Consider the following 21,792-nt stretch of genomic DNA (forward strand, 5'->3'; position numbering starts at 1 on the left):
GGCTCAATTTGAGCCACTGTTTTCTTTTTGTTTCTTTTGTAATGGTAAGTGAGATTGAAATCGATGAGTCAACAAGCTCAACAAGACTGGTGGAAAACCGCCACTATTTATCAAATCTATCCGAAGAGTTTTTGTGACAGCGGCAACAAAGGTATGGGGGATATCAAAGGCATTACCTCAAAGCTAGATTACCTTGATCAGCTTGGTGTTGATGCTATCTGGTTAACACCAGTGTATGCCTCTCCAATGATTGATAACGGTTACGATATTGCTGACTATTACGCTATTAACCCTGATTTTGGCACCATGCAAGATTTTGATGAGCTACTAGAACAAGCTCATCAAAAGGGGATTCGTATAATCATGGATATCGTAGTGAACCACACGTCAACACAGCATGAATGGTTCCAGTCGGCTCTTGGTGATAAGCAAAGTCCTTATCGTGATTATTATATTTGGAAACCTGGTCGTGATGGGCAAGCCCCAAACAACTGGCAATCTAAATTTGGTGGCTCTGCATGGGCACTAGATGAAGCCACAAACGAATACTATTTGCATTTGTTTGCCAAAGAGCAGGCCGATCTGAACTGGGAGAACCCTGCTGTTCGAGACGACGTAAAACGTGTGATTGAGTTTTGGGCGCAAAAAGGAGTCGATGGATTTAGGTTAGACGTCATTAACCTGATTTCAAAGCAGCAAGATTTTGCAGATGATCATATTGGTGATGGCCGTCGCTTTTACACTGATGGCCCTAGAGTGCATGAATATCTACAAGAGATCAGCGAAGCGGTATTCCAAAAGTATGGTTCAGTGACGGTCGGTGAGATGTCTTCGACAACGCTAGAGCATTGCCAGCAATACAGCGCGTTAGATAGCAAAGAGCTGTCGATGGTGTTTAACTTTCATCACTTGAAAGTTGATTATCCAAATGGAGAGAAGTGGACTAAAGCGGATTTTGACTTTGCCCAGCTCAAGCAGATTTTCAACCATTGGCAAACGGGTCTGAATGGCAAAGGTTGGGGAGCACTGTTTTGGTGTAACCATGACCAGCCACGTATTGTGAGCCGCTTGGGTAATGATACCCGCTATCACAATAAGTCGGCGAAAATGCTCGCAGCATCCGTCCATTTAATGCAGGGAACGCCATACATATTCCAAGGCGAAGAGATTGGTATGACTAACCCAGGCTTTACTGAGCTTGCTCAGTATCGTGATGTGGAAAGTTTGAATATGTACAAACTAATGGTTGAAGAGGGCACAACGTCTCATGATGAGATGATGGCGATTTTGCAGCAAAAATCTCGCGATAACTCTCGTACGCCGATGCAGTGGGATGGCAGTGTTAATGCTGGCTTTACTTCAGGAACACCTTGGATTGGAGTCTCTGAAAACTACTCGCAGATCAATGCTCAGGCAGCACTTCAAGACGAACAATCCGTGTTCTACTTCTACAAGGAGCTTATCGCTCTTCGCAAAACGATGCCTGTGATAACCGATGGTAGTTATACTGATTTGTTCCCGGAGCATGAACAGGTGCATGGATATCTGCGAGAAAACGCTGAAACCATGTTGCTATGCCTGAATAACTATTTCGGGCAGGAGACTCAGGTCACTCTACCTGAATCTTTCGTTGCGCTCACTGGACAACGAGTCTTGAGTAACTACGGCCTAGAACGCAAAGTAACGCTTGAGAAAAAAGTAGTCATGAAGCCGTATGAGACGGTAGCTATTTTGATTAATAAGTAACGAGCAATGCCCTTCGCCGAACTGAGAGGAAAGCGAAGGGCATTGGTATTAACCGTAGGTCACTACGTAGCGGGTAGGCTTATGGTTCATAGCTAGAACAAGGTTCAGCATCACTGCACCCAAGATGGAGATCATAATGACGCTCGGTGAGACAAAGAAGAACGAAGCGACTAGGATCGAGCAATCTATTGCCATTTGAGTTTTGCCAACTGAAATACCAAATTTATCTTGAATAAACAGGCAAAGCACATTGAACCCACCAAGACTTGAGCGATGTCTGAATAGAATCAGCATGCCGAGCCCCATCAGCAAGCCGCCAGCAATAGCACAATAAATATCGTTAATCTGATCCAGTGACACGACACGGTACATGTTATCTGTGATAACAGAGACCAACGCCCCCGAAATAGCACTACTCGCGGCAAAACGTTTACCAAAGCGTTTCCATGCTAACAGATAGAACGGGCTATTGAAGGCAAAATACAAGGTACCGAAAGAAACTGGCACAAACTGGCTTACAAGAAGCGCCAGGCCTGTGGTACCGCCAGTTAATAGTTGAGCCGACTGAAGAAAGAAAATACCTTGGGCAACAATAAATGTACCAGTCAGTATTGCTATCCAATCTTCTCTACGTGAGTGTTTTTGCATCAGTTCAAAATTCTTCTTAGTAATAATCGCCGCAATAGTATTGAAAAGATGATCTTTTCGGTAGCTTGAAGGCGAAATTTGCGGTAAACCTATGTAATTCAAATTTTACACTGTGTAAATGGAATTATTGACACTTAGTGTACACATTGTCGTACTAATTCAGGCGCCCATGATGATACCTAAGGTTCACTATGAGAAAACTGCATGAGAAATTTCCAATTTTCTCTTTATGACCTAGATCAAATTATGTATGATGCAAGTCATCAAATGTGGTGACGAAAACGTTTGCTTTTGGTCATTGTGTGGTTTTTTTGAAACTTTCAGAACAATCTGAGTCAGGAGATACAGATGCTTAAGCGTGATATGAACATCGCTGATTACGATGCGGAGCTATTTGCAGCTATTCAAGAAGAAACCCTTCGTCAAGAAGAGCACATCGAGCTTATCGCTTCGGAAAACTACACCAGCCCTCGCGTAATGGAAGCGCAAGGCTCTCAGCTAACAAACAAATATGCTGAAGGTTATCCGGGCAAGCGCTACTACGGTGGTTGTGAATACGTCGATAAAGCGGAAGCACTAGCGATTGACCGTGCGTGTGAGCTATTTGGTTGTGAGTATGCGAACGTTCAGCCTCACTCTGGCTCTCAAGCGAATAGTGCCGTGTACATGGCTCTACTTAACCCAGGCGATACAGTATTAGGTATGAGCTTGGCTCATGGTGGTCACCTTACTCACGGTTCTCCAGTTAACTTCTCTGGTAAGCACTACAACGTAATTCCTTATGGTATCGATGAAGCTGGTCAAATCAACTATGACGAGATGGAACAGCTAGCACTTGAGCACAAGCCAAAAATGATCATTGGTGGTTTCTCTGCGTATAGCCAGATCGTAGACTGGGCTCGTATGCGTGAAATTGCGGATAAAGTCGACGCGTATCTGTTTGTTGATATGGCGCACGTTGCAGGTCTTATTGCAGCTGGTGTTTATCCAACGCCTGTTCCTCATGCACACGTTGTGACGACCACAACACACAAAACATTAGCGGGTCCTCGCGGTGGTCTAATCCTGTCTAATGCAGGCGAAGACATGTACAAGAAGCTAAACTCAGCTGTTTTCCCTGGTGGTCAAGGTGGTCCTTTGATGCATGTTATCGCTGGTAAAGCAGTAGCATTCAAAGAAGCAATGGAGCCTGAGTTTAAAGAGTACCAAGCTCGCGTAATTAAGAACGCAAAAGCGATGGTTGCCCAGTTCCAAGAGCGCGGCTACAAGATTGTGTCTAACGGAACTGAGAACCACCTGTTCCTTGTTGACCTAATCGACAAAGATATTACAGGTAAAGAAGCGGATGCAGCCCTAGGTGCAGCGAACATTACTGTAAACAAAAACTCAGTACCAAATGACCCTCGTAGCCCGTTCGTAACGTCTGGTATCCGTGTTGGTTCTCCAGCGATTACTCGCCGTGGTTTTACTGAAGCAGATGCGACTGAACTTGCTAACTGGATGTGTGATGTTTTAGACAACATCAATGATGAAACAGTGATTGAAGCGACAAAAGCTAAAGTACTCGAGATCTGTAAGCGTCTACCTGTTTACGCTTAATAGATTTATCTAAGAAATAATAAAAGCGAGCTATGAGCTCGCTTTTTTGAGCTTGTATTCGTTTGAAAAGTAAACGCTAGCTATTTATTGATATTCAGTAAAGTTCCAGATTTACACTTGAACGAGTAGTACTTGCGACTTTCACTAAATTGACCCAAGCCTTCACCATTACAGTAATCGATATTAATGTCACGCATGATATCCAGCGTTTTCTCGCTGTTCAGTGCGAATTTAGCGCCGTCTTTACAAACGATACGAACTCGACCATCGTCGCTCACCGAGTACAGATTTACCTCGGTATTACACAGTTCAAATGACGCCTCTAAGTAGTTGTCTTGTTGAGTATTCTGCGCACAACCACCAATAACAGTAGCGGCTAAAATAGGCAGACCAACTTTAAGTAACTTCATGCTACATCCTTGATTGAATAATATTTTTCTTTAAGCCTACCTAAATATAGCGAAAATGCGAGTATGAGATTGTCATCTTGGCGATTTTTCTTAAAAAAAACACGGATGGCTCCGAGAGCGAAATCCGTGTTTAACAAAAAACCACAAATGGAATTACTTAATTTCTACGCCTTGAGCCTGTAAGTCCGCATGATAAGAAGAACGAACGAATGGACCACATGCCGCGTGAGTAAAGCCAAGTTCCAGTGCAATATCTTTTAGCTCATCGAACTCAGAAGGTGGAACGTAGCGTTCTACAGGTAAGTGGTGACGGCTTGGCGCAAGGTACTGGCCTAACGTTAACATGGTAACGCCGTGCTCACGAAGGTCTTTCAACACTTCCACGATCTCTTCTTTTGTTTCTCCCAAGCCCATCATTAAGCCCGACTTTGTTGGTACGTCAGGGTGCATCTCTTTAAACTTCTTAAGCAGTTGTAGCGACCACTTGTAGTTTGCACCTGGACGAGCTTTACGATAGAGACGAGGAGCGGTCTCTAGGTTGTGGTTGAAGACATCTGGTGGGTTGTCTTTCATTGCCTCAAGCGCAACATCCATACGGCCACGGAAATCTGGAACTAAGGTTTCAATACGGATTTCTGGGTTAAGTGCTCGGATTTCGCGGTTACAGTCAGCAAAGTGTGTTGCACCACCATCACGAAGATCATCGCGGTCTACAGAAGTCACCACAACATACTTCAGCTTCATGTCTTTGATTGTTTGCGCCAGCTTTTTAGGTTCACCAGCTTCTGGAGCGTTGGGGCGACCATGGGCAACATCGCAGAATGGGCAACGACGAGTACAGATTGCGCCAAGAATCATGAATGTTGCTGTACCGTGGTTGAAGCATTCAGCTAAGTTAGGGCAGGATGCTTCTTCACAAACAGAGTGCAGGTCATTTTTACGCATTGCAGATTTGATATCTTGAATACGTTGGCTGTCTGCTGGGAGTTTGATCTTCATCCACTCTGGTTTACGAAGGATCTCTTTCTGCTCGGTAGGCATGTTCTTAACTGGAATCAATGCCATTTTGTCAGCGTCACGGTACTTAACGCCTTTTTCCATTTGGATAGGTTTGCTCATCGTCTTATGCTTCTTCGCTGAATTCTACTTGCTCGTAATCAAGTATTGTTATGAGTGCTTTGATTAATTGGTCTTCTACGACGGACACTTGCTGTGGACCGCCCAACTGGCTGACCTGAACCATTTCCATTCCGGCATAGCCGCAAGGATTAATTCTTAAAAAGGGAGTGAGATCCATATTGACGTTCAACGCCAGTCCATGGAAAGAGCATCCTTTTCTGATGCGTAAGCCCAATGAACATACTTTTTTATTGTCAACATAGACGCCAGGTGCGTCGGGTCTCGCAGCCGATTCGATATTGTATTCTTTTAGCGTTTGAATAACGAGGTCTTCGATATGAGTAACCAGTTCACGAACGCCCAGTTTTTTACGACGGAGATTGATTAAGAAATAGGCCACTAACTGGCCTGGACCATGATAGGTGACTTGGCCACCACGGTCACTTTGTACAACGGGAATATCACCAGTGTTAAGTAGATGCTCGGCTTTGCCTGCTTGACCTTGCGTAAACACAGGGTTGTGTTCAACTAACCAAACTTCGTCGCGCGTTTGTTCTGTGCGATTATCAGTAAACTCATGCATCGCTTTCCAGACAGGCTCATAGTCCTTTCTACCAAGCTTTTTTACAACTAGTTGATTTTCCACCAATCACTCCGCTGCCACTTAATAAAGTATTCGCATTATAAACATGTTGGTGGTTTTGAACTACCAATAAATAACGAATTCTTAACGACTGAATCACTATTAAGTGCTAGGTTTTTGAAATATAAAAAGAAAGCAGCCTAAGCTGCTTTCAAAAAAAATTTAATTTTTCAAATTTTTATAGAACCATGCGAACAATATCGATTTCACCAAGTTCTTTGTATAAGGTCTCTACCTGCTCGATAGACGTTGCAGTGATGTTGATCGATACTGCATGGTAGTTGCCTTTTGCACTTGGTTTGATAGTTGGGCTGTAGTCCCCTGGCGCGTGGCGCTGGATTACTTCCACTACCTTTTCAGGAAGTTCTGGCTTAGCGTAACCCATCACTTTGAATGTAAAAGAGCAAGGGAACTCTAGTAGGTCTTTGAGTTTTGCATCAGAGTTGATGGTCAACATATTAGGGACTCCAAAAATACCAATTCGTTATAACGATGCGAATAGTAATGCCTTATGTGGATGATCTCAAGCCAACAAAAAGTAAAGCCGCATTATGCGGCTTTACGGAAACTTGATTACTTTTAGCTCTAGAGTTTGATTATTAGAACAAGCTCTTGAAAAGTAATACGATGTAATCCCATAGACGACTGAATAGGCTACCTTCTTGAACATCTTCAAGTGCAAGTAGTGGGTATTCAGCAACATCTTCGCCGTCTAGTTGATAGTATAGCTTACCAACGACATCGCCTTTAGATATTGGTGCTTCAAGCTGTTTTTCAAGTACGAAACTTGCTTTTAGGTTTTTCGCTTGGCCGCGTGGAAGTGTGACAAAGGTATCTTGGTCAACACCTAGTGCTACAGCGTCTTTGTCACCCATCCAGACTTTTTCTTCTACGAAGGTTTCGTCGGCTTTATGTGGATTCACTGTTTCGAAGAAACGGAAGCCATAGCTCAACAGCTTTTTACTTTCAGATTTACGTGCATTGGCGCTCTTAGTGCCCATAACTACCGCAACTAAACGCATCTTACCTTCAGTTGCTGAGCTCACTAAGTTATAACCAGCTTGGCTTGTGTGGCCAGTTTTAATGCCATCAACGTTCATGCTCTTATCCCACAATAAGCCATTACGGTTATATTGGGTAATGCCGTTGTAGGTGAATTTTTTCTCTGAGTAAATACGGTACTCATCTGGAACGTCGCGGATCAGTGCACGACCAAGTAGCGCTAAATCGTAAGGCGTAGAATATAGGTTCGGGTTATCCAAGCCGTGTACGTTGGCGAAGTGTGAATTGTTCATGCCAATAGACTTTGCCCACGCATTCATTAGATCGACAAACGCGTCTTCTGAACCTGCGATATGCTCAGCCATTGCTACACATGCATCATTACCTGATTGAATAATGATGCCTTTGTTAAGCTCTTCAACGGTTACCTTTGTGCCAACTTCGATAAACATCTTCGATGAATCAGGGAAGTTCTTTGCCCAAGCGTTTTTACTGATGGTAACTTCATCTTCTGGAGTGATGTTGCCACGCTTCAGTTCTTGGCCGATAACGTAGCTGGTCATCATTTTTGTCAAGCTAGCCGGGTGAAGTTGAGTGTTCATCTCTTTTTCAGCTAGGACTTTACCTGAGTTGTAGTCCATCAAAACGAAGCCTTTCGCTGCGATTTGAGGTGCATCCGGCATAACAACAGGCGCCGCAGAAGCAGAAGTTGCTGCTAAAGTTGCGGTAAGAGCAATGGAAGTTAGAAGTTTCATAGAAGGTTTATTCTTATTCATTTGAATACAATTTTTGTTTGTTGTCCGTATATTAACAGAACGGTCTGGGCAAACTAGATAGCTTACACTAAGTAACAACCGTTATTTATGTCAATGATGTTTACATTTTTTTGACGAAAGCTGAGGAGTAGCCAATCTTTTTCACTTGTTCGAGAACATCTTGAGTCTGCTTGTAGTCTTTGAAAGGACCAAGCATTAGACGGTAGTTGCTATTTACAGGTGCTAGAAATGTGTCCACTGATAGCTTTTGACCGAGTTCTTTCGATAAAGTTTCGACGCGATCCTTATGTGGAGATGCGGCAACTTGAATGGTGTACTCTGGGTGTTTGTCTACTTTATGTTGGCTAGTGGAGCGTTCGACAATGATTACCTCAATCTCAACATTGGCGGTACCTGTCTTAATGACATCGAGTTTCTTTGCCGCCGCATAGCTCAAATCAATGATTCGCCCTTCGTGAAAAGGACCTCGATCATTGACGCGAACGATGGTTTCTTTGCCATTGTCTAAATTGGTGACCTTAACATAGCTTGGTAGAGGCAAGGTTTTATGGGCAGCCGACATAGAATACATGTCATACACTTCACCATTCGACGTCAGATGACCATGAAATTTTTTCCCATACCACGAAGCCTGTCCGCGCTCTTTAAATCCGGTTGGATCTTTAATCACCTTGTAGCTGTTTCCTCGCAAGGTGTAGTTCTTGTTGCCGCCTAAGCTATAAGGTTCATATTTAGGTTGAGCTCCTTCAATATGGTCAACAGAGATAGGACTTGAAGGTGCAACATCATCGCTTAACTCATAGCGACTGTCAGACGACGAACAACCAGCAAGAGCGACCAATCCCACAGTAAAGCAAAGCAATGTTTGGTAGTGACGGTGGCGGATAGAAAATCGATTCATTACGTTGCCTTTGAAAATGCCTTTCTGTGCGTATGGATAGACATTAAGATGCCGAAACCAGCCATTAACGTCACCATGGAGGTGCCGCCATAACTGACAAGAGGTAGGGGTACGCCTACTACAGGTAATATACCGCTTACCATACCAATATTTACGAAAACGTAAACAAAAAAGCTAAGTACAATGCTGCCTGCCATCATTCTACCGAATGCGGTTTGTGCTGAACTGGCTAAATATAAACCACGGCCAATAATAAATAGATAGAGGGAAAGCAATAATAAAATGCCTATCATGCCCCATTCTTCGGCGATAACTGCAAAAATAAAGTCAGTATGTCGTTCTGGAATAAATTCAAGTTGTGATTGAGTACCTTGCATCCAGCCTTTGCCAGTAATCCCACCGGAACCAATGGCTATCTTACTTTGGATAATATGATAGCCCGCACCGAGTGGATCTGATTCTGGATCGAACAAGGTTCTGACACGGACTTTTTGGTACTCACGCATCAAAAAGAACCATAACACAGGGATAAAGGCTCCAAGTGCTACAACCGCACTAATAATGATTTTCCAACTGATACCTGCAAGGAAGATTACGAAAATACCAGAAGCGGCTATTAGTATGGATGTACCTAAGTCGGGTTGTTTCGCAATCAGAATAGTTGGTACAAATACCATCACTAAAGACATCACTAAAGTTTGGAAGGTGATAGGAAGTGAACGCTTACCTATGTATCGAGCGACCATTAAAGGCACGGCAAGTTTCAGTAGTTCTGAAGGTTGAAAGCGAACAAAGCCTAAATTGAGCCACCTCTGCGCTCCCTTAGATGCTTCACCAAAAAACAATACTCCGAGTAGCAATAGTACCCCAACAAAGAACATGATTGGAGCGAGTGACTCGTAGGTTCTCGGGGAGAATTGTGCGAGTACAATCATAACAACGAGGGCGAGAACCATACGCATGGCTTGCCTGTCCATCATGGCCAAGCTCTGCCCACTTGCACTGTACATAACAACTAGACCAAAGGCCATTAAAGCCAGAATACCTAATAGCAGTGGCAAATCGATATGGAAGCGTTCGAATAGAACTCTATTTTGTCCTGTTGATGGATCAAATCTCATTCTTCTTCACTCTTTTCGTCTCGAAGGGCCAAATCAAACAGCTGACGTGCTACAGGTGCGCCATTAGAAGAACCACCTCCGGCGTTTTCTAGTACAACTGTCACAACTACCTTTGGATCTTTGAAAGGTGCAAAACCCGTGAATAATGCGTGGTCTTTTAGGTGCTCCTCCAGTTCCTCAGCGTTGTACTCCTGGTCTTGAGCCAAGCTAAACACCTGTGCTGTACCGGACTTACCACCCGACTGATAAGGCATGTTCTTAAATGCGCGGCGAGCAGTACCTTTGACACCATGGTTAACCAACCGCATTCCTTCGAGTGCGATGTCCCAGTAGCTCTCTTTCACTCCAGTAATCGGCGGGCGAGAGTCAACTTCAGCCATTGTTTGGTGTTCAAAACTATCACCATTATCGATGGTGGCACGTAATAGGTGTGGAGATAAAACTTCTCCATGATTAACCAGCACGGAAGTAGCTTTGGCTATTTGCATTGGTGTTGCAGTCCAATAACCTTGTCCAATACCTACTGGAATCGTATCACCTTGATACCATGGCGTGCGATGACGAGCCATTTTCCATTCACGTGTCGGCATATTCGCTTTACTTTCTTCATAGATGTCAATGCCAGTATAGTCACCAAAACCAAACATCATCATCCACTTAGATAGTCTATCAATGCCCATATCATAGGCGATTTGATAGAAGAAAGTATCCACTGATTCTTCAATGGCTTTAAGGATATTGACTTTACCGTGTCCCCAACGCAACCAATCACGGAAGGGACGCGTTTTCGAGTTTGGAATTCGCCAATATCCAGGGTCATTACGCGTGGTTTGAGGCGTAATGACGCCTTCTTGGAGCGCCCCAACTGCAATAAAAGGTTTTACCGTTGATGCTGGAGGATAAATACCAAGCGTTGCACGGTTCACCAGTGGACGGTTTTTATCTTCCAAAAGGGCTTTATAAGCTTTACTTGAAATGCCATTTACAAAGGCGTTAGGGTCATAACTAGGGCTAGACACCATCGCGAGTACGCCATTGTCATTTGGGTCTAGGACAATCGCAGATCCGCGTCTTCCTGCTAACAGTTTATGAACTTTAAGTTGTAGTTTGATATCGAGGTTTAGCACGATATCTTTGCCCGGAATTGGCGGAACAAACTTTAAGGTACGTAGTACTCGACCACGACTGTTCACTTCAACTTCTTGATAACCTGCGGTGCCGTGTAAAATTTCTTCGTAGTAACGTTCGATGCCTAACTTACCAATGTCACGAGTAGCTTGGTAATTCGCGTCTCTTTCTTCTCTGACGAGGCGGCGCATATCACGATCGTTTATTCGTGATACGTAGCCAATAACATGCGTCAGTACATCGCCAAATGGGTAATAGCGCTTCAGATTTGCTGCTATTTCTACGCCAGGGAACTTATGTTGATTAACGGAGAAAACAGCAACTTGCTCCTCGGTTAATTGAGTAAGAAGAGGGATAGATTTGAATCGGCGAGTACGTTTTCGGTCTCGTTCAAATGCTTCAATACGTTCTTCGGGGATATCTAAAAATTTACGCAGCCCAGCAATAGTCTCATCCATGTTTTTCACCTTTTCTGGGGTGATTTCTAGGTTGAAGACTGGACGGTTCTCTGCCAATAGGATGCCATTTCTGTCATAGATAAGGCCGCGATTTGGCGCGATTGGTACGACTTTAATGCGGTTATCATTAGAGCGAGTTTTGTAGTCTTGATACTGATTAACCTGAATATTATAAAGGTTTGCAACAAGTACTAGCATCATGGCAATGATAAATACGAATGCAACGACAGCACGGCTTTTGAACAGCCGTGCTTCTGCCTGATGGTCCCGTATCTGGCTACGTTTACGTCTCATAACTTGTTGGCTTACTCTCTATGGTAAGGATGGTTTGCAGTAATTGACCAAGCGCGATAGAGGCTTTCCGCCATGACAATTCTCACCAGAGGGTGGGGTAGCGTTAGCGCTGAAAGTGACCAGCTTTGATCGGCAGCGGCTTTACAAGCTGGTGCTAGACCTTCTGGACCACCAATCAAAATAGAGACGTCGCGCCCATCTAGCTTCCAGCTCTCGAGTTGCTCAGCCAGTTGAGGGGTATCCCATTTCTTACCTGGAATATCTAATGTCACAATACGGTTTCCTTTAGGAACCGCTGCTAACATCGCTTCGCCCTCTTTTTGTAAGATACGTGCAATATCAGCATTTTTGCCTCGCTTCCCCGCGACAATTTCCACCAGTTCAAGTGGCATATCATGAGGGAAGCGACGCTTGTATTCTTGAAAGCCTTCTTCGACCCACTTCGGCATTTTAGTACCGACTGCGATGAGTTGGAGTTTCAATGTATTAGCTCCAAAGCTTTTCTAATTGGTAAAGATCACGATGCTGTTCCTGCATGACATGCAGCATGGTTGATCCCATATCGAGAACTACCCATTCACCTTCTTGTTCACCGTCAACGCCGAGAGGTTCCATACCCGCTTTCTTCACTTCAGAAGCAACATGATCGGCAATTGAAATTACATGTCTTTTTGACGTACCCGTACAGACAATCATAAAATCAGTCACGCTAGACTTCCCTTCAACATCAATCGTTACGATGTCTTGTGCTTTCATATCGTCGGCTTTGTCGGCTAGAAATAGTTTCAATTCTTCGCGTTGCAAAAGTTTTTCCTCGTTGTTCTTAATTAAGTTGAGCCTCAGGCTCAATTGACCCGCGATTATACCACGAAATTATGGATGTAAAGACAGGCTGCTGTCAGTAGCACTCAGGTTGAGCGTTAGCTGGTGTAGAAAGGGCCACGGGCTCAACTCGTATTGGGTCTTTACTTGGACCTCGATTGAAGCGAGTAGTTGCATGGCTTGTTTAAGTCGTATTGCGGTAAGGCGCTGCAGAGCAGCGCTATAGAGTGGTTTTTTATTTTGCCACACTCTGAAGCTATCAAAGACTTGGTTAAGCGAAGATTGAGTCAACATCTGTTGCATTTTGATGAGCTGTTGTAGCTCTTTTTGAATCGAACGCAACAAAATAACGGCTTCTACTCCTTCTGCTTCAAGTTGTAAGAGAATTCGATTCGCTCGCTTTGGTTTACCCTCTAAGATCGCATCTATCCAGTGGAACACTGTAAAATGGTTATGACGGCTCAGGGACTCTTGAACACGGAGCAGATTGAGTTGGCCATCAGGATAGAGCAATGACAGCTTCTCTAAGCTTTGAGAAAGAGCAAACAGGTTTCCCTCATGCCACTGACATAGGAGCTGTATCGCTTCACCGTCAGGCTTAAGCCCTGAGGCATTGCATCGCCTCATTACCCATTGAGGGAGGTGTTTGACATCAGGGGCGGCGCAGCTCACCAAGCAGCCATTTAGAGCCTTGAACCATTTTGCTGATTCTTGAGCTCGCGTCAGCTTGGTTCCAGTGATGATAACAACAATGTCTTCATGTAGGTGTGACGATATTTCTAACAGCTGTTTGGCGATAGCTGCGTTAATACCTGATTCAGGGATGGATAACTCTATAATTTGCTTAGATGAAAACAAGCTAAGGGCTTGTGTGCAGTCATAGACATCATTCCAGTCCAATGAACTGTCCACGGAGAACCTATGATGTTCTTCAAATCCTAACTGTCGAGCATGACGAATGATCAAGTCTCGACTTTCTTGTACAAATAATGGTTCATTACCAAAAACAAGGTAGCAGTCATGCCACTGACGGTTCAGTGTTTCTGCAAGGCGGTCAGCAAATACTCTCACGTCGTTCTACTCTGCGTCACTAGGATTGAGGAGACGAGGTAGCGTCTGACTCTACGGTTTCTTGTTGTGCTTCGTACTGTTCAATATCGGTTTTAAGACGAGCCATTTGACGCATCATTTGTTGAGCTGAAAAGTTTCTCATCTCGTCTTCAATCAAAGAGCGCTCTTCTGACTTTGCCAGAGCTGAAAGTGGGTTATCGAGGTAGCTACGTGTGATTTGCGCAGAAAAATCTTTTGAGCCAAGTTCTGGAACAGTAACTCTATAGCGTACCCTGTAGGTGATTTCTTTTTCTGCTGCTCTCGTATTTTGATACAAAGATAGTGTGCGAGTACCGATAGACTCTCCGGTAATATGGAGACTAGGGATGTTAGGCTGTGGGTTGACGATTTCTATTTTACTTAATCTTAGTTGTTCTTTAACCAGTCGGGTGATCTTTCCATATGGGTCAAAGCTGGTGACTGAGATTTCTTTGATATCTTCGGGAACGTTGTACTCTCCACGCAAGTGAAAACCACAAGCAGTCAACAAAGTAGATAAGAAAAGGACTAAGCTGACTCTTGCAGTGTTGTTTTTTAGTAGGCGCATAGTGCTCGCAGACTCTGTTAAAAAGGCTTATGTAAGTTTCATCAGGCAGTGAACTTAAATAAGGCTTTTATGTTTGGCTGAAAAAGAGCCGCGAAGTATTTTCGCGACTCTTGGTATCATAAAGACAACTAAATTAATTAGCTACAATATTCAATAGTTTACCCGGTACGTAAATCACTTTACGGATGGTTTTTCCATCAGTGAATTTCGTCACGTTCTCGTCGTTAAGACCAAGTTCTTCTACTTGTTCTTTAGTTGCATCCGCAGCAACGGTCAGTTTAGCGCGTAGCTTGCCGTTAACTTGAACAACGATAAGTTTCTCATCTTCAACGAGGGCTTTTTCATCAAATGTTGGCCACACAGCATTGTCGATGTCTGCATTACCCAGTGCCGTCCACATTTCGAAACAGATATGTGGAGTGATAGGGTAAAGCATGGCAACGACTGCTTGTAGTGCTTCATCAAGAATCGCACGGTCTTGTGCTGAGTCTTGAGGTGCCTTAGCAAGTTTGTTCATTAGCTCCATGATGGCTGCAATCGCTGTATTGAATGTTTGGCGACGGTCAACATCATCGGTTACTTTTGCAATGGTCTTATGAACATCACGGCGCAGTGCTTTTTGGTCTGAAGATAGAGCCGAAACGTCAACGCTTTCTGCTGTACCTTTTTCTGTATGTTCTTTTACCAACTTCCAAACACGTTTAAGGAAGCGGTTTGCACCTTCCACACCAGATTCTTGCCACTCTAATGTCATATCCGCAGGTGAGGCGAACATCATGAAAAGACGTACAGTGTCAGCACCGTATTTGTCTACCATTTCTTGTGGGTCAATACCGTTATTCTTTGACTTAGACATTTTGATCATGCCCGAGTGTTCTACGTCACGACCTTGGTTATCTGTTGCAGAGGAAATGCGACCTTTACCGTCACGCTCAACTTTTACGTCTGTTGGAGCGATCCATTCTTTGGTGCCTTTTTCGTTGGTGTGGTAGAAAGCATCAGCAAGCACCATACCTTGGCATAGGAGTTTCTTGAACGGTTCGTCGGAAGTCACATAGCCAGCATCACGAAGCAACTTATGGAAGAAGCGAGAGTACAGCAAGTGCATACATGCGTGCTCGATACCACCGATATATTGGTCTACAGGTAGCCAATAGTTCGCTTTTTCTGGATCTAAAATATCATCAGCTTGCGGAGAGCAGTAACGTGCATAATACCAAGAAGACTCCATAAAGGTGTCGAAGGTGTCTGTTTCACGTAGTGCTGGCTCACCGTTGAAGGTCGTTTTTGCCCACTCTTTATCAGCTTTGATTGGGCTAGTTACGCCATCCATAACAACATCTTCCGGAAGGATTACAGGAAGTTGCTCTGCTGGAACCGGGTGAACTTCACCATCTTCAGTCGTTACCATTGGAATTGGAGCACCCCAATAGCGTTGACGAGAAACACCCCAGTCACGTAGACGGAAGTTTACGGTCTTGTGACCTTTGCCTTCTGCTTCTAACTTAGCAGAGATAGCATCGAACGCAGCCTGGAACTCAAGTCCATCGAACTCACCAGAGTTAAATAGTATGCCTTTCTCAGTGTAAGCCGCTTCTGAAATATCAAGCTCGCTGCCGTCAACCGGTTTGATTACAGGAAGAATATCTAGGTTGTATTTAGTAGCAAACTCAAAGTCACGTTGGTCATGACCGGGAACCGCCATAACTGCACCTGTTCCGTAATCCATCAAGACGAAGTTAGCAACGAATACTGGCACTTCACGACCATTCAATGGATGAATGGCAGTAAGGCCAGTTGCCATACCTTTTTTCTCCATTGTTGCTAGTTCAGCTTCTGCAACCTTGTTGTTTTTACACTCATCGATAAATGCAGCTAACTCAGGGTTGTTTTCAGCCGCAACAGCAGCAAGAGGGTGACCTGCAGCGATACCTACGTATGTAACACCCATAAGAGTATCTGGACGCGTCGTATATACTTCAAGGTCTTGATGACCCTGTACTTCAAACTTCAGTTCAACACCTTCAGAGCGACCAATCCAGTTGCGCTGCATGGTTTTAACCATTTCAGGCCAACCTTCTAAGTTGTCTAAATCATCAAGAAGCTCTTGGGCGTATTCTGTGATTTTAATAAACCACTGTGGGATTTCTTTTTGTTCAACTGGAGTATCACAACGCCAGCAACAGCCATCTTCAACCTGTTCGTTTGCTAGAACAGTTAAGTCATTTGGACACCAGTTAACAGAAGAGGTTTTTTTGTATACTAAGCCTTTTTCATAAAGCTTAGTGAAGAACTCTTGCTCCCAACGGTAGTACTCTGGTGTGCACGTAGCAAACTCACGGTTCCAGTCGTAGCCAAAACCAAGCAACTTAAGTTGGTTTTTCATGTACTCAATATTCTCATAAGTCCATGGTGCTGGCGCTGTGTTGTTTTTTACTGCTGCGTTTTCAGCAGGTAGGCCAAACGCGTCCCAACCAATTGGTTGCATTACGTTTTTACCTTGTAGGCGTTGGAAACGAGATACCACATCACCGATGGTGTAGTTACGCACGTGACCCATGTGCAGTCGTCCACTTGGATAAGGGAACATAGACAGACAGTAGAATTTTTCTTTATTTGGGTCTTCACTTACAACAAAGGTCTTATTGTTGTCCCAGTGCTGTTGAACGTTACGTTCAATATCTTGCGGGTTATATTGTTCTTGCATCGATGACTTCCGGTTATCTTGGAATTTGTGAGTTCTGTTACCACAGAAACTATTAGATCGTCATAGAATACCTAAAGGAAGCCCGGTCAACAATAGTCAATATACCCTTCGTGGGAGAAGAGGTGATGCACGTTAACGGTAATCACATAGTGTTCTGCTACTTTGGTGAAAATAGGGGGATGTATGCCTAAGCGTAAAGCCAGTTATGAAGAAATGATTGAAGATGTGGTTGACAACCTAAAACACAGTCCTGAAGAGTTACAGCACGTGCTTGAAAAATCAGGACAAGTGGTTGAGGCCGCCAACGATATGACTAAGGACGAAATGGCGTTAATTTCTGCGTATGTGAAGTCTGATCTAAAGGAATTTGCCGAAAACTACGAAGAGAGTAAAAGCGGGCCCTTTTATCTCATGATTGCTAATTCAATTTGGCAAGGTCTGCTGGATATCACAGATAGAACAAAAGTCGAGTGGGTCGAGCTGTTCCAAGATCTTGAGCATCAGGGCGTTTATTCCTCAGGAGAAATGATAGGGTTAGGTATTTTGGTGTGTGAGCAGTGTGGGCATAAGACAGAATACAACCACCCAACAACCATTTCTGATTGTCCAAAATGTGGTCATAGTACATTTAGTCGACAGCCCCTAAAACCATAGAAGCTAGCTGTTCTAGAGACTGTATGGCTTGCCTACAGTCTCTTTGGATACTGCTAGATAGTGAGAAACACTTACTTATATTGCTGTTTGAATTCTTGTACCCACATCGCTGTTGCGCCACATACTGATACTGGAACGATAAACAGGTTAAGTATTGGGATTGTTGTAAATACCGAGACAAGCATACCGAAGCTGTAGGCTTTTCCTTGTTTTTGCTTCATAGACATTCGCATGTCGTTAAATGGTACCTTGTGGTTATCAAATGGATAATCACAGTATTGAATTGCTAACATCCAAGCGGTAAAAATGAACCAAAGAAAAGGTCCTATCGTCTGACCAAGCGCAGGGATAAGTAGCAGTAAGAATAAGCCGATAGCTTTAGGCAAGGTATACAATAGCTTGCGCCATTCCCGAGCCATAATTCTTGGAACGTCTTTGACAACGCTCATTATCCCGTCTTCTGAAACTTTTTGACCGGTTAGCATTTCTTCCACTTTCTCTGCTAAAAGGCCATTGAATGGAGCGGCGATAAAGTTAGCTAATGTGCTAAAGAAGTAAGAAAAGGTCGCCAATATAGTGATGGCGAGTAGCGGCCAAAGCACATAACTCAGCCAAGAGAGAAATTCAGGCAAATAGCCCAGCCAGCCTTCAATCCATGCGTTGAGGTTGGAGAAAAGGTAGTACATTGCTGAACCAACTAACAAAATATTGGCAAGTAATGGTAGCAGTACATAACGACGGATACCCGGTGTAAAGGCGATTTGAAAACCTTGATGAAAGTAACCGAATCCGGTTTTGGCTTTGTTCAAAATATGTTTCCTTTTACCTTTTGCTACTGTTGTTTCTTAGCGACTATATCAAAAAAGACTTAAGGAAATCACAAACTTCTTATACTAAGGTGTTCTAATAGTCTATAGAGTTTTGGTAAAGTAGAGTGAGCTGAGGTGTATTCACCTCATTAAGGACTATTTTTTAACGTTGAGAGCAAACAATGCAGGAATTGCGATTCGTACTCATTATTGTCGGTGCCCTAGCTATCGCGGCGCTGCTGTTCCATGGCCTATGGTCTAGCAAAAAAGAAGGACAGAAGAAGTTCGGTGATAGGCCGTTAGGAAAGTTGGATGACAACGCTGAGCAAGAAGACGAATACGTTGCGCCAGAAGACGATTTCGAAATTATAAGAAAAACGCGTAATGAACCTGACTTTGGTTTGAACCAACAACAGACTAATTATGATCCCTTAGACGATGTCGCTAGTCACTCTGAACAGAGCTTTGAGCATGAAGAGCAGATTCATCATCAACCTTTAGAAGAACAATTCGAAAAGCCTCCGGTCTCTGCATTATCAGAAGAAATGGTTGAAGAAGAGCTACCATCATTTTCGGCCAAAACCGATGTCGAACCCGAAGAATTTGAAAAACTTGAACCTCAGCTAGATCTAAACAAATTCGATGATACTGACGAGGAATTGGAAACAAAACCTCAGCCTATTGAGGCATCAACCCTAACGTCGGCAAAGGAATCGAGTGCACCTATACAGGCTGAAAGTGAACCTGAAGAGCCCGAAATGCAGGTGATTGTGATGAACGTGCATTGTGCTGGTTCTGAAGATTTTGTTGGTACTCAGCTGTTTGATAGTATGCGCCAGAATGGTCTTATTTACGGTGAAATGGATATCTTCCACCGTCATGCCGATTTATCAGGCACAGGAAAAGTACTGTTTAGTGTGGCAAATATGATGCAGCCAGGTACGCTTCAACATAATGATCCAGCCACTTTTACTACTAAAGGTATCTCGTTCTTTATGACTCTACCTTGTTTTGGTGAAGCCGAGCAGAACTTCAAGTTGATGCTAAGAACAGCGCAGCAAATTGCTGATGATCTTGGTGGCAACGTTCTTGACGACAAGCGTAACTTAATGACACCGACAAGACTCGATGCCTACCGTAAACAAATTCAAGATTTTAACGCAGCGAAAGTAAGCGCGTAATCGTTCCACTTATGTTAGAGAAAAGGCTCCTCGGGAGCCTTTTTTATCCGTACTACCAAGGTATACCATGTCGCAACAACGATTAAATGAACTGAAAGAGCAACTTCACTATCATGGCGTGAAGTACTATGTAGAAGACAGCCCGGAGATTCCGGATGTCGAGTACGACAGACTAATGCAAGAATTGCTCGCTATTGAAGCTGAGCATCCTGATTGGGTAACTGTAGATTCGCCAAGTCAACGAGTCGGAGGGCTACCACTTGACAGTTTTACCCAAGTGAAACATGAAATACCGATGCTGTCTTTGGATAATGCTTTCTCAGATGAAGATTTAGATAGTTTTAATAAGCGCATTTGTGATCGCGTAAATCGAACCGATATTGGCGCTTATTGTTGCGAAGTAAAACTCGATGGATTAGCAGTGAGTTTACTTTATGAAAGTGGTGTACTTGTTCAAGCTGCAACTCGAGGTGATGGAACCACGGGGGAGAACATCACAGAGAATGTTCGAACTATTAGTGCAATTCCACTGAAGCTGCAAGGCGACGACATTCCAGCGCGCATTGAAGTACGCGGTGAAGTATTTATGCCTAAAGCTGGGTTTGCAAAACTTAACGAGCTTGCCGAAAGAAAAGGCGAGAAAGTGTTTGTAAACCCAAGAAATGCGGCAGCAGGTAGTTTACGTCAATTAGACTCTCGCATCACCGCAACTCGTCCTCTAAGCTTCTATGCCTATAGTCTGGGCATTGTTGAAGGTACTGAGTTACCAGCAAGTCATTTTGATCGTTTTCTAAAACTCAAATCTTTAGGCTTTCCAATGGGGCCTGAAACCAAACGCGTTAACAGTATTGAAGAAGTTAAAGCTTACCACAAAGCGATCCAGGAAAAACGTGATGAGCTTGAATATGAAATAGATGGCGTCGTCATTAAAGTTGACGACATTGCCCTGCAAGAGCAGTTGGGTTTTGTGGCTCGAGCTCCTCGCTGGGCGATTGCCTACAAATTCCCCGCTCAAGAAGAAATTACCGTACTGAACTCTGTCGAGTTTCAGGTTGGACGTACCGGAGCTATTACCCCTGTTGCGAAGCTAGAGCCAGTGTTTGTTGGTGGCGTGACGGTGAGCAATGCTACCTTGCATAATGCCGATGAAATTGAGCGTTTAGGTGTGAAGGTTGGTGATAGTGTTATTATTCGCCGTGCAGGGGATGTTATTCCTCAAATTGTTTCTTATGTGCCAGAGCGTCGACCTGCGGATGCGAAAGAAATCGTTTTTCCTTCTGAGTGTCCGGTATGTGCATCTCTGATTGAACGGATTGAAGGAGAAGCTGTAGCCCGTTGTACCGGTGGCTTGGTTTGCCAAGCACAGCGTAAAGAAGCGCTAAAACACTTTGTTTCTCGTAAGGCTTTAGACGTTGATGGTCTTGGGGAGAAAGTAATAGAGCAGCTTGTAGACAAAGAAATGGTCGAGACACCAGCAGATTTGTTCAAGTTATCTGCGGGGCAACTCACTATTTTAGAGCGTATGGGGCCGAAGTCCGCACAGAATGTCGTCAATGCCCTAAATGTGTCAAAAGAAACCACACTAGCGAGATTCCTGTACTCACTGGGGATTCGTGAAGTTGGTGAAGCCACCGCTGCGAATCTATCAACGCATTTTGAAACTTTAGAAAATGTGATGAACGCGACTCATGATCAGTTGATTGAAGTTCCTGATGTCGGTGAGATTGTTGCTAAGCATATTCGGTTCTTCTTTGCTGCTGAATCTAATCAAAAAGTAATTGAGGCATTGATTGCAGCAGGTATTCATTGGGCGGCAGTAGAAGCACCAGCGGAAGATACACCTCAACCACTTGCGGGCAAGACGGTGGTTTTAACAGGGTCGTTGTCACAGCTAAACCGCAATGATGCCAAGGCAGCGCTTCAGGCGCTAGGGGCGAAAGTGACGGGAAGTGTTTCTAAGAAAACCGATATTTTATTTGCAGGAGAAAATGCAGGTTCTAAATTGGCTAAAGCACAAGAGCTCAATATTGAGATTAGAACTGAGGACGACCTAATAGAATTAATCGGCTGATTTAAGGAATAGAAAAAAGAGCTCCTAATATGGGGCTCTTTTTTTG

Annotated in this window: 20 protein-coding genes; 5 read left to right on the top strand and 15 right to left on the bottom strand. The window is 43.9% G+C overall.

Annotated features, from left to right (window positions below):
- Positions 1–63 precede the first annotated feature (63 nt).
- Entirely contained in the window at positions 64–1,746 is a 1,683-nt protein-coding gene (gene treC, locus JKJ11_RS03675) for an alpha,alpha-phosphotrehalase (RefSeq protein ID WP_252038753.1), read from the top strand.
- A 48-nt stretch (positions 1,747–1,794) separates the two neighbouring features.
- Here treC and JKJ11_RS03680 read toward each other — a convergent pair whose 3' ends face one another.
- Positions 1,795–2,394: a YitT family protein gene (locus JKJ11_RS03680; protein ID WP_006075748.1), complete on the bottom strand. Its 600-nt coding sequence runs from the start codon at positions 2,392–2,394 to the stop codon at positions 1,795–1,797.
- A 348-nt stretch (positions 2,395–2,742) separates the two neighbouring features.
- On the opposite strand from JKJ11_RS03680, the gene glyA reads away from it, so the two are divergent.
- Positions 2,743–3,993, top strand: a complete 1,251-nt coding sequence (gene glyA, locus JKJ11_RS03685; RefSeq protein WP_252038754.1) for a serine hydroxymethyltransferase — start codon at positions 2,743–2,745, stop codon at positions 3,991–3,993.
- An 80-nt stretch (positions 3,994–4,073) separates the two neighbouring features.
- Here glyA and JKJ11_RS03690 read toward each other — a convergent pair whose 3' ends face one another.
- The 13 genes from JKJ11_RS03690 to leuS all read right to left on the bottom strand — a co-directional run bounded on the left by JKJ11_RS03690 (position 4,074) and on the right by leuS (position 17,031).
- The gene (locus JKJ11_RS03690) at positions 4,074–4,403 is read right to left on the bottom strand and encodes a hypothetical protein (RefSeq protein ID WP_031493179.1); all 330 of its coding nucleotides are present in this window, start codon (positions 4,401–4,403) and stop codon (positions 4,074–4,076) included.
- A 153-nt stretch (positions 4,404–4,556) separates the two neighbouring features.
- On the bottom strand, positions 4,557–5,522 hold the full coding sequence (gene lipA / locus JKJ11_RS03695) for a lipoyl synthase (protein ID WP_062456972.1): 966 nt from the start codon (positions 5,520–5,522) through the stop codon (positions 4,557–4,559).
- 4 nt (positions 5,523–5,526) lie between these two features.
- On the bottom strand, positions 5,527–6,168 hold the full coding sequence (lipB, locus tag JKJ11_RS03700) for a lipoyl(octanoyl) transferase LipB (protein ID WP_031493180.1): 642 nt from the start codon (positions 6,166–6,168) through the stop codon (positions 5,527–5,529).
- A 175-nt stretch (positions 6,169–6,343) separates the two neighbouring features.
- On the bottom strand, positions 6,344–6,622 hold the full coding sequence (ybeD, locus tag JKJ11_RS03705) for a DUF493 family protein YbeD (protein ID WP_031493181.1): 279 nt from the start codon (positions 6,620–6,622) through the stop codon (positions 6,344–6,346).
- A 142-nt stretch (positions 6,623–6,764) separates the two neighbouring features.
- Positions 6,765–7,943, bottom strand: a complete 1,179-nt coding sequence (locus tag JKJ11_RS03710) for a serine hydrolase (RefSeq protein WP_031493182.1) — start codon at positions 7,941–7,943, stop codon at positions 6,765–6,767.
- A 100-nt stretch (positions 7,944–8,043) separates the two neighbouring features.
- Positions 8,044–8,844 carry a septal ring lytic transglycosylase RlpA family protein gene (locus tag JKJ11_RS03715; protein ID WP_038225413.1) on the bottom strand — a complete coding sequence of 267 codons (801 nt, stop codon included), beginning with the start codon at positions 8,842–8,844 and terminating at the stop codon, positions 8,044–8,046.
- A complete protein-coding gene (gene rodA, locus JKJ11_RS03720) occupies positions 8,844–9,965 on the bottom strand; it encodes a rod shape-determining protein RodA (protein ID WP_124940695.1) in 1,122 nt (373 codons plus the stop codon). Before rodA ends, JKJ11_RS03715 begins: the two co-directional genes overlap by 1 nt.
- Complete coding sequence (gene mrdA / locus JKJ11_RS03725; protein WP_006075609.1) at positions 9,962–11,845, bottom strand: penicillin-binding protein 2; 1,884 nt, start codon at positions 11,843–11,845, stop codon at positions 9,962–9,964. Before mrdA ends, rodA begins: the two co-directional genes overlap by 4 nt.
- A gap of 11 nt (positions 11,846–11,856) precedes the next feature.
- Entirely contained in the window at positions 11,857–12,327 is a 471-nt protein-coding gene (gene rlmH, locus JKJ11_RS03730; RefSeq protein WP_006075610.1) for a 23S rRNA (pseudouridine(1915)-N(3))-methyltransferase RlmH, read from the bottom strand.
- 4 nt (positions 12,328–12,331) lie between these two features.
- Positions 12,332–12,649 carry a ribosome silencing factor gene (rsfS, locus tag JKJ11_RS03735; RefSeq protein WP_006075611.1) on the bottom strand — a complete coding sequence of 106 codons (318 nt, stop codon included), beginning with the start codon at positions 12,647–12,649 and terminating at the stop codon, positions 12,332–12,334.
- Positions 12,650–12,718: 69 nt separating this feature from the next.
- Positions 12,719–13,738, bottom strand: coding sequence for a DNA polymerase III subunit delta (holA, locus tag JKJ11_RS03740; protein WP_252038755.1), 1,020 nt, complete (start codon positions 13,736–13,738; stop codon positions 12,719–12,721).
- A 19-nt stretch (positions 13,739–13,757) separates the two neighbouring features.
- Complete coding sequence (locus JKJ11_RS03745) at positions 13,758–14,324, bottom strand: LPS-assembly lipoprotein LptE (RefSeq protein ID WP_252038756.1); 567 nt, start codon at positions 14,322–14,324, stop codon at positions 13,758–13,760.
- Between the two features lie 133 nt (positions 14,325–14,457).
- On the bottom strand, positions 14,458–17,031 hold the full coding sequence (gene leuS / locus JKJ11_RS03750) for a leucine--tRNA ligase (protein ID WP_252038757.1): 2,574 nt from the start codon (positions 17,029–17,031) through the stop codon (positions 14,458–14,460).
- A 183-nt stretch (positions 17,032–17,214) separates the two neighbouring features.
- On the opposite strand from leuS, the gene JKJ11_RS03755 reads away from it, so the two are divergent.
- Entirely contained in the window at positions 17,215–17,685 is a 471-nt protein-coding gene (locus tag JKJ11_RS03755; protein ID WP_006075222.1) for a zinc ribbon-containing protein, read from the top strand.
- Positions 17,686–17,756: 71 nt separating this feature from the next.
- Here the strand turns inward: JKJ11_RS03755 and cysZ are convergent, their stop codons facing one another.
- Positions 17,757–18,494 (bottom strand): sulfate transporter CysZ, encoded by a 738-nt coding sequence (cysZ, locus tag JKJ11_RS03760; RefSeq protein WP_031495762.1) that lies wholly within the window; start codon positions 18,492–18,494, stop codon positions 17,757–17,759.
- A 182-nt stretch (positions 18,495–18,676) separates the two neighbouring features.
- Between cysZ and zipA the strand changes: the two genes are divergently transcribed.
- Both zipA and ligA read left to right on the top strand, forming a co-directional pair.
- Positions 18,677–19,675, top strand: a complete 999-nt coding sequence (gene zipA, locus JKJ11_RS03765; protein ID WP_006075224.1) for a cell division protein ZipA — start codon at positions 18,677–18,679, stop codon at positions 19,673–19,675.
- A gap of 67 nt (positions 19,676–19,742) precedes the next feature.
- Positions 19,743–21,746: an NAD-dependent DNA ligase LigA gene (ligA, locus tag JKJ11_RS03770; protein ID WP_252038758.1), complete on the top strand. Its 2,004-nt coding sequence runs from the start codon at positions 19,743–19,745 to the stop codon at positions 21,744–21,746.
- Positions 21,747–21,792 lie beyond the last annotated feature (46 nt).

It is taken from the genome of Vibrio sp. SCSIO 43133, assembly GCF_023716845.1.
Lineage (GTDB): Bacteria > Pseudomonadota > Gammaproteobacteria > Enterobacterales > Vibrionaceae > Vibrio > Vibrio mediterranei.

Coding starts and splice junctions, on each gene's coding strand:
- JKJ11_RS03680 (WP_006075748.1), bottom strand. CDS start 2,394: ATGCAAAAACACTCACGTAGAGAAGATTGGATAGCAATACTGACTGGT.
- JKJ11_RS03715 (WP_038225413.1), bottom strand. CDS start 8,844: ATGAATCGATTTTCTATCCGCCACCGTCACTACCAAACATTGCTTTGC.
- JKJ11_RS03755 (WP_006075222.1), top strand. CDS start 17,215: ATGCCTAAGCGTAAAGCCAGTTATGAAGAAATGATTGAAGATGTGGTT.
- treC (WP_252038753.1), top strand. CDS start 64: ATGAGTCAACAAGCTCAACAAGACTGGTGGAAAACCGCCACTATTTAT.
- glyA (WP_252038754.1), top strand. CDS start 2,743: ATGCTTAAGCGTGATATGAACATCGCTGATTACGATGCGGAGCTATTT.
- lipA (WP_062456972.1), bottom strand. CDS start 5,522: ATGAGCAAACCTATCCAAATGGAAAAAGGCGTTAAGTACCGTGACGCT.
- JKJ11_RS03690 (WP_031493179.1), bottom strand. CDS start 4,403: ATGAAGTTACTTAAAGTTGGTCTGCCTATTTTAGCCGCTACTGTTATT.
- ligA (WP_252038758.1), top strand. CDS start 19,743: ATGTCGCAACAACGATTAAATGAACTGAAAGAGCAACTTCACTATCAT.
- JKJ11_RS03710 (WP_031493182.1), bottom strand. CDS start 7,943: ATGAATAAGAATAAACCTTCTATGAAACTTCTAACTTCCATTGCTCTT.
- mrdA (WP_006075609.1), bottom strand. CDS start 11,845: ATGAGACGTAAACGTAGCCAGATACGGGACCATCAGGCAGAAGCACGG.
- JKJ11_RS03745 (WP_252038756.1), bottom strand. CDS start 14,324: ATGCGCCTACTAAAAAACAACACTGCAAGAGTCAGCTTAGTCCTTTTC.
- rodA (WP_124940695.1), bottom strand. CDS start 9,965: ATGAGATTTGATCCATCAACAGGACAAAATAGAGTTCTATTCGAACGC.
- zipA (WP_006075224.1), top strand. CDS start 18,677: ATGCAGGAATTGCGATTCGTACTCATTATTGTCGGTGCCCTAGCTATC.
- leuS (WP_252038757.1), bottom strand. CDS start 17,031: ATGCAAGAACAATATAACCCGCAAGATATTGAACGTAACGTTCAACAG.
- ybeD (WP_031493181.1), bottom strand. CDS start 6,622: ATGTTGACCATCAACTCTGATGCAAAACTCAAAGACCTACTAGAGTTC.